General features: G+C 72.3%; 8 protein-coding genes and 1 tRNA gene. 5 read left to right on the top strand and 4 right to left on the bottom strand.

The genetic code is table 11. From position 1 onward, the window contains the following. The 4 genes from ND748_RS20960 to ND748_RS20945 form a co-directional block, all read left to right on the top strand. On the top strand, positions 1 to 680 hold a 680-nt coding region (locus tag ND748_RS20960), incomplete at its 5' end, for a GNAT family N-acetyltransferase (RefSeq protein WP_251747696.1). A gap of 50 nt (positions 681 to 730) precedes the next feature. Continuing rightward, entirely contained in the window at positions 731 to 2449 is a 1719-nt protein-coding gene (locus ND748_RS20955; protein ID WP_308205680.1) for an AMP-binding protein, read from the top strand. After that, positions 2446 to 2904: a hypothetical protein gene (locus ND748_RS20950; protein WP_251747694.1), complete on the top strand. Its 459-nt coding sequence runs from the start codon at positions 2446 to 2448 to the stop codon at positions 2902 to 2904. The genes ND748_RS20955 and ND748_RS20950 overlap by 4 nt, the downstream gene beginning before the upstream one ends. Before the next feature lie 140 nt (positions 2905 to 3044). After that, a complete protein-coding gene (locus ND748_RS20945) occupies positions 3045 to 3470 on the top strand; it encodes a hypothetical protein (protein WP_251747693.1) in 426 nt (141 codons plus the stop codon). A 262-nt stretch (positions 3471 to 3732) separates the two neighbouring features. Here ND748_RS20945 and pyrH read toward each other — a convergent pair whose 3' ends face one another. The 4 genes from pyrH to ND748_RS20925 form a co-directional block, all read right to left on the bottom strand. Beyond that, on the bottom strand, positions 3733 to 4527 hold the full coding sequence (pyrH, locus tag ND748_RS20940) for a UMP kinase (RefSeq protein WP_044883895.1): 795 nt from the start codon (positions 4525 to 4527) through the stop codon (positions 3733 to 3735). A gap of 215 nt (positions 4528 to 4742) precedes the next feature. Further along, positions 4743 to 5123: a VOC family protein gene (locus ND748_RS20935; protein WP_251747692.1), complete on the bottom strand. Its 381-nt coding sequence runs from the start codon at positions 5121 to 5123 to the stop codon at positions 4743 to 4745. Between the two features lie 151 nt (positions 5124 to 5274). Further along, positions 5275 to 5351, bottom strand: a tRNA-Pro gene (locus tag ND748_RS20930). A 176-nt stretch (positions 5352 to 5527) separates the two neighbouring features. Further along, positions 5528 to 6490 carry a metallophosphoesterase gene (locus tag ND748_RS20925; protein WP_285902467.1) on the bottom strand — a complete coding sequence of 321 codons (963 nt, stop codon included), beginning with the start codon at positions 6488 to 6490 and terminating at the stop codon, positions 5528 to 5530. A 280-nt stretch (positions 6491 to 6770) separates the two neighbouring features. Between ND748_RS20925 and ND748_RS20920 the strand changes: the two genes are divergently transcribed. Continuing rightward, positions 6771 to 7247, top strand: coding sequence for a GatB/YqeY domain-containing protein (locus ND748_RS20920; RefSeq protein WP_251747691.1), 477 nt, complete (start codon positions 6771 to 6773; stop codon positions 7245 to 7247). The last annotated feature ends 35 nt before the right edge of the window (positions 7248 to 7282 follow it).

Below are 7282 nucleotides of genomic sequence, written 5' to 3'. Positions count from 1 at the left end.
CGCCCGCGGGCCTCGACGCGCCCGTGGGCCTCGCCGGGCCGGGGATGGCCGGTGCTGCAGCCGGGACCGCGACCGCAACCGGGACCGCTGCAAACGGGACCAACGCAACCGGGACCACCGGCTCGCTCGCGTTGCCGCCGCCCCGGTTCGCCGGGCGGTTCCTGCGCCTGATGCCGGTGCTGCCGGCGTCGACACCGTTCCTGTACGAGCTCGCAGTCACCCCGGAGATCGGCTTTCGCTGGCGCTACCGGGGCTCGGTGCCGTCGTATCCGCAGTTCGAACAGGAGCTGTGGCAGGGCGTCCTGACCCAGTTCGTGATCGAGTCGATCGAGACGGCCCGGCCAGTCGGCCACGCGATCTGCTACAACCCGGAATTCGCCCTGGGATACGCCTACGTGGGCGCGGCGGTCTCGGCCGACTACACCGGGTCCGGCCTGGCCGTCGAGGCGCTGGACCTGTTCGTGCGTTACGTCTTCGACATCTGGCCGTTCCGGAAATTGTACTTCGAGGTGCCCGAGTTCAACTACCCGCAGTTCGCGGGGGCCGATCGGAAGAAGTCGGCCGGCGGCGCGCTCGAACTCGAGGGACGGCTGCGCAGGCACGACTTCTACCGCGGTCGCTACTGGGACCGTCTCATTCTCGCCGTCTACCGGGACAGCACGGACGGCGACGCCCGATAACGGGATCGTCCGCCGGGGAGGGCCCCACAATGGTTTATCTGCTGGATCGCATGAGGCGGGCCAGCACCGGTCCGAACACGGTGACCTTCCTCGCACCGGACGGCGGACGGCGGGTCGGCTGGGCCGAGCTGTACGGGGACGCCTGCCGCGTCGCCGCGGGCCTGCAGTCACACGGGGTCGGGCCGGGCCGGCCGGTGGTGATCCTCGCCGACACGTCGCGGGAGACGATCACCGCGGCGATGGCGACCTGGCTCGCCGGCGGCAGCCTCACCATGGCCCCCACCCCCGCCCGCACCGTCGACCTGGCCCGCTACCTTGCCGCCACCCGCGACCGGTTCGATGCGCTCGGCGAGCCGCTCGTGCTGGTCGGCGCGCCGTGGGTGGACGCGGTGCCGGCGCTGTCCGGCGGGGCCGGACGGGTCATCCCGCTGGCCGAGGCGGTCGGCGACCCACCGAGTGCGCCGTGGCGCCCACCCATGCTGACCGCCGACGCTCCCGCGATCCTGCAGTTGACCAGCGGCACCACGGGCGCACCGAAGATCGCCCGGATCAGCCATGGCAACCTGGCGGCGAACGTCGAGGGCATCCGGGTGGCGACCAGCCACGAGGCGGTGCACGGCCGGATGCTGTCCTGGCTGCCGCTGTCCCACGACATGGGGCTCATCGGCGGGTTCGTCCTGCCGATGGCGTGCGGCCGCTGCGACGCGCTGCTGTCCTCCCCGGCCGACTTCCTGGCCAGGCCGGCGAGCTGGATGCAGCTCGTCTCCCACCATCGCGCCACCAACACGGTCGGACCCGGCTCCGCCTACGCCGTCGCGGCCCGGCTGCTGCGCGCCGGCCCCCGGCTGGACCTGTCCAGCCTTGCCTACGCGCTGTGCGGCGGGGAGCCGATCGATCCCGCGGTCGTCGACGACTTCCTCGACGCCGCCGGCGGTCACGGCTTCCACCCTGCCGCCTTCATGCCCGCCTACGGGCTCGCGGAGGCCACGGTCGCGGTCACGTTCTCCGCCGTGGGACGCGGGCCGCGCTACGACACGGTGGACGCGGACGCCCTGGCCGCGGGCACGGCCCGGTTCGTGCCCCCCGAGGCGGCCGAGCGCCCTGGGCCCACCGAGCGTCCTGGGCCCACCGAGCGTCCCATGCTCACCGAGCGCCCTGGGTCCGCCGAGCGCCCTGGGTCCGCCGGGTCGGCGGTGCGCACGAGGCGGCTGGCGCTGCTCGGGGAGCCGATCCCCGGCCTGTCGGTCCGGGTGGTCGACCCGGACTCGGGCGGGATCCTGCCCGAGCGGAAGGTCGGCGAGGTCCAGGTCCACGGCACCTCGGTGGCCGCCTCCTACCATGACGATCCCGACTCGGCGGCGGCCCTGCGCGCCCGCGACGGGTGGCTGGCCACCGGCGACCTCGGCTACCTCACCGGCGGCGAACTGGTCGTCTGCGGTCGCCGAAAGGACATCATCATCCTCGGCGGTCGCAACATCTACCCCGAGGAGGTGGAGCGAGCCGCGGCCCGCGCCGACGGTGCCCGCGCGGGCAACATCGTCGCGTTCCCGTACCCGCGTCCCGGCCACCTCGGCGGCGAGGGGCTCGCCGTGGCCGTCGAGACCCGCGGGGCGGATCCCGCCGCGCTGAGGAGCGCCGTCGCCCAGGAGGTCCGCGCCGCGCTCGGGATGACCCCGCACACGGTGCTCGTGCTCGAGCCGGGCTCGGTGCCGAAGACCCCGTCCGGAAAACTGCAACGAGCCGAGGCCCGGCGGAGGTTCGCCCCATGAGCACCCAGCCCGCCGCGCGGCACGACGCGCACAGCGTCGGCGCGGGCAGCGACGCCGCCATGGCAGAGCGGCTCGCCGCCGTGGCCGACGGCCTCTACGCCGCCTGGGCGGAACCCACGCTGTCCCGGCGCGACGACATGCTCGCCGTCTGCTGCGTCCCCGCGGTGACCTACGCCAATCCGCTCGGCGAGGCGGCCGGCATCATCGAGTTCGCCGATCTCATCGGCGAGTTCCTCGCGCCCTATCCGGGGCATCGTCCGGTCCGCATCAGCGGGGTCGACGTGCATCACCATCGCGCCCGCTGGGAGTGGGGGCTGCGCAACAGCATCGGACAGATCGTGCTGGCGGGCCTCGACGTCGTCACCTTCACCGAGCGGCCGCGCCTGGTGACCATCAGCACCTTCTTCGGGCCTCCGCCGCGGCCGGTGTACTCCTTCGGCGCGGCACCGGCCTGAACCCGCGCCACGATGGCCGCCTTACCGCCGCCGTCCCGCTCCGCCCATCCCCGGGCCACCGCTTTTCCCCGGGCCCACCGCCCATCCCCAAGCCCACCGCCCATTCCGATCCCTCGTTCATCCCCCACCTGGAGGAAACCGTGCCCAGCACTCGCGCAGCACTGCGGACCGCGGCCGTCGGCGCGACCGGCGCCGTGGCGGCCGGCCTGTTCGGCGCCATCCCCGCCGACGCGTCCACCCCGATTCAGGCGACCGGTTGCACCGTCACCGCCTGGCCGCCCACCGGCGGCTCGACGATCTTCGCGAACGGTGGGATCACCTGTGACCCCCGGTACACGGGCAACATGCAGATCAGCAATCAGCTGCGGAAGTACGCGAACGGGCAGTGGACGTCCGTCGGGACCCCGGTCAAGAAGTCGTACTGGGGCGGGAGCGGCATCGGCGAGGGCACCTCGGTGCCCTGCAGCTACAACGGCCAGGCCCAGTTCAAGACCGTGACCACCGGCACCGCGGACGGCATGTCGACCACGGACACCTCCTCGAGCACCACCTACTCCTGCTTCTGAGCCACCACCGCTAGCGAGCCACCACCGCTAGTGAGCCAGCACCGCTGAGCCCGGCGCCGGTACCGGCCACGTGTCGGTACCGGCCCGGCCGGGTCGAACCGGGCGAATCATGCCAGAGTGAACACAGAACCGAATCCCGACCGTCAACTTCACCGTATGCCGACAATGGCACGGCCTACCGCCACCCACCACCGCGGAAGCACAACCACGGCGTCGGCCGACAGCAGGCGATGAGAACCTCGCCGACCGGCGGCGCCGCGGCTCACACCACCGTTTCGGCGGAACTCGCCAGCGCCGCGGAACCCGACTTCCCGCCGGTGGTGTCGATGACGGTCCCCCGGTGTTCGCCGCGACAGATCGCCGTCATCGCACCCTGCTGCTCGATGTCGAAGATGTGCAGCGGGATACCGAAGTCGCGGGCGAGAATGAATGCGGACTGATCCATGACCCGCAAGCCCCGGCTGATCACCTCGTCATAGCTGAGGTGAGAGAAGCGCTGGGCGTCCGGGTTGATCTTCGGGTCGCTGTCGTAGACGCCGTCGACGCCGTCCTTGGCGGCGAGCACCGCGTCCGCACCCAGCTCCAGCGCGCGCTGCACCGCCGGGTAGTCGGTGGTGAGGAAGGGCTGGCCGTTCCCGCAGGCGAGAATGACTGTCGCACCCTTCTCCAGCAGGTGCACGGCTCGCAGCCGGATATAGGGCTCGGCCACCGCCGGTACCGGGACCGCCGTCATCACCCGCAGGTTGTCCTCGCCGAGGGCGGTCAGCTTGCCCCGCAGCAGCAGGCTGTTGATGACCGTGCCGAGCATCCCGATGTTGTCGGCCTCGACCCGATCGATCCCCCACCGGTCCGATTGGTTGCCGCGGAAGAGATTTCCACCGCCGACGACGATCGCCACCTCGACCCCGGACTGACGCACCGCGATGATTTCCCGGGCGAGATGCTCCAGCGCATTGGAATCGAAACCGAATTCGGCAGAACCGGCGATCGCCCGGCCACTTAGCTTTACGACCACTCGACGGTATTTGGCCACAGTCTCCCGCTTTCCCTTTTCCATCGTGCGATCTTAACGTAGCCGGGTCAATGATCGATCATGAGCCCGGGAAGTACTGGGTACACGGTAGAGCACCCGGCTCCCGGGGCCACGCCATGACCGGCCGGCCACGAAAACAACCCGCACCGGCCGCAACGCGTCAGCTGCCGACGAGGGTGTCTTCCGGCCGCGGCGCCCTGCCGACGCGCAACCGGGCAGCGAGTTTCGAACACCCGACCCTACGTCACGATGTGCAGATATTCGAACACCGTCCCGTCGGGATGCTCGGCGATCAGTCGAGACCCGTTGGGCGCCTCGCCGGGCCCTTCGATCAGTACACCGCCGGCCGAGATGATCGCCTCGGCGACGACGTCGAGGTCATCGACGAGCACGGTCGCGGCGCGGTTGCGCAACGGCGCCAGTGCGGCGGGCGTCCCCGCCACCAGGAGGAAGGGGCCGACCCACGCCAACTCGACGTCGCGGAAGGCAAAGCGGCGCGTGGGCGCGTCACCGGCCAGTCGCTGGTAGAGGGGCAGCACGTCGTCAAGCGATTCGCCGTCACGCGATTCGTCGTCAAGCGATTCGCCGTCACGCGATTCGACGTAGACCCGAGCGAGCACCTCACGAATCGGACTCACAGCGCGACGCTACCCCGCCGTGGCGACGGGCCTTCGGCGAAGCAGGCCAGGCGTGGTCACTTCGGTGCGACCCCAGAGACGACGAAAGCCCTGGTCCGACGCTCCCGTGGGAGCCTGAGGCCAGGGCCTTGCGTGGTCGGGGTGGCGGGATTCGAACCCACGACCTCTTCGTCCCGAACGAAGCGCGCTACCAAGCTGCGCCACACCCCGCGACCGAGATGAAGCATACCCGACGCAGCGGTGGATCAGGGCAGGCGGTGCCCACGGATTCCGCCGGACGTCGGGACGGGGCCGCAGCCGGGCGGCCAGGGACCGCGGTCGGGCGCCGCTCAACCAGACGAGACCGCTCAGCCAGACGGGACCGCGGTCAGCCAGAGGGACCGCGCTCAGGCAGACGGGACCGCGGTCAGGCAGAGCAGCGTCGCCTCGGGGCGGCAGCCGAGGCGGACCGGCGCGAAGGGCGAGGTCCCCAGGCCCGGGGACACGTGTAGCCACGACGCTCCCGCGGCGGTCGCGTGGCGGGACAGCCCGCGGACCCGAGACCGGTCGAGCCCGCAGTTGCTCACCAGCGCCCCGATTCCCGGCAGCCGAATCTGGCCGCCGTGGGTGTGACCCGACAGGATGAGGCCGACCCCGTCGGTGGTGAAGGCGTCGAGAACTCGCGGCTCCGGCGTGTGCGACAGGCCGAGCGCCAGCTCCGTGCCGGGCTGCGCGCCCCCGGCCACGAGGTCCGGCCGGTCGCGGCGCAGCCGGGCGTCGTCGACCCCGCGCACGTCGATCCGGCTGCCGCCGGCCGCGAGTACGGTCCGGGCGTTGGTGAGCTCCGTCCAGCCGCTCGCCGCGGTCAGGTCCTTGGCGAGACCCGCCCAGTCCAGCGGGACGCCGGTCGGCTCGGCCGCCTCGGACCGGTTCAGGTACCGGTGCGGGCTGGTCAGTGCGGGGACGAAATAGTCGTTGTTGCCGGGGACGAACACGCCCGGGAACGAGAACAGCGGCGCCAGCGCGGTGAGCAGCGGGCCGCGGGCCTCCTCGGCGCAGACGACGTCACCGGTGAGGGCGACCAGGTCCGGCACCAGCCGGGCCAGCTCCGCCAGCCAGGCCAGCTTGCCCCACTGGCGCGCCGTGACATGCAGGTCGGACAGGTGCAGCACGCGCAGCGGTCGCGCGCCGGCGGCAAGCACGGGGACCGAGAGCCGACGCAGCGTGAAGGCGTTGCGCTCGTACAGCGAGCCGTAGGCGAGCGCGCCCGTCCCGGCCACCGCGACCGACGCTGCGAGCCCCGCGACCCCGCGCGCCGCCCAGCGCCTCGGCACTCCCGCACTCACCACCACGACCTCCTCGCGTCCCAACCTCGCGTCCAACCTCGCGTCCCGATCGCTCGCACCCCGACCGCTCGTGGCTCGACCGCTCGCGTCCCGACCGCTCCTACCCCCGGCGCCATCCCCCGTGCCGCGCATTCGGCCCGGCGGGCCCACCGCGCCGGAGGGACCACCGTCGTGGCGGTGGTGTGCCCCGGGCCGTGCAACACAGTCTCATCCCCGGTCCGGTGGGGCCGGGCGCCACCCCGGCCGTCGCACCTCCGTGGCCAGGCGTGACCAGGTCTCTCGCGGACCATAGGCTTCGTTGACTATGAGCACCCCCACGGAACGGAGCACGCTGCAGCAGCGGCTCCGCGCCGACCTGACCACCGCGATGAAGTCCCGCGACGAGCTGCGCACGTCCACCCTTCGGCTGGCGCTGGCGGCCGTGAAGGACGCGGAGGTCGCCGGGGCCACCGCCCGCGTCCTCGACGACGCCGAGGTCTCGAAGGTCCTGACCCGCGAGGTGAAGAAGCGCCGGGAGGCGGCCGACGCCTACGCCGCGGTCGGCCGCGCCCAGCAGGCCGACCGGGAACGCGCCGAAGGCGAGGTGCTGGGCGAGTACCTGCCACGCCCGCTCGGCGACGACGAGCTGGCCGCCATCATCGACCGCGTGCTCACCGAGCTGGACCTGTCCGGGCCGAAGGCGATCGGCCCGGCGATGAAGTCCGTGCAGGCCGCCGTGGCCGGCCGAGCCGAGGGCGGCCGGGTGGCCGCGATGGTGAAGGCGAGACTCACCGCCGGCTGACCGGCCGCCGCCGCGGGGTGGGTCAGGCCCCGCGG

Origin of the sequence: Frankia sp. AiPs1 (assembly GCF_023716945.1) — a bacterium.
Lineage (GTDB): Bacteria > Actinomycetota > Actinomycetes > Frankiales > Frankiaceae > Frankia.
This window is presented reverse-complemented; position numbering and strand designations above follow the sequence as displayed.

Coding starts and splice junctions, on each gene's coding strand:
- ND748_RS20920 (WP_251747691.1), top strand. CDS start 6,771: ATGAGCACCCCCACGGAACGGAGCACGCTGCAGCAGCGGCTCCGCGCC.
- ND748_RS20955 (WP_308205680.1), top strand. CDS start 731: ATGAGGCGGGCCAGCACCGGTCCGAACACGGTGACCTTCCTCGCACCG.
- pyrH (WP_044883895.1), bottom strand. CDS start 4,527: ATGGAAAAGGGAAAGCGGGAGACTGTGGCCAAATACCGTCGAGTGGTC.
- ND748_RS20950 (WP_251747694.1), top strand. CDS start 2,446: ATGAGCACCCAGCCCGCCGCGCGGCACGACGCGCACAGCGTCGGCGCG.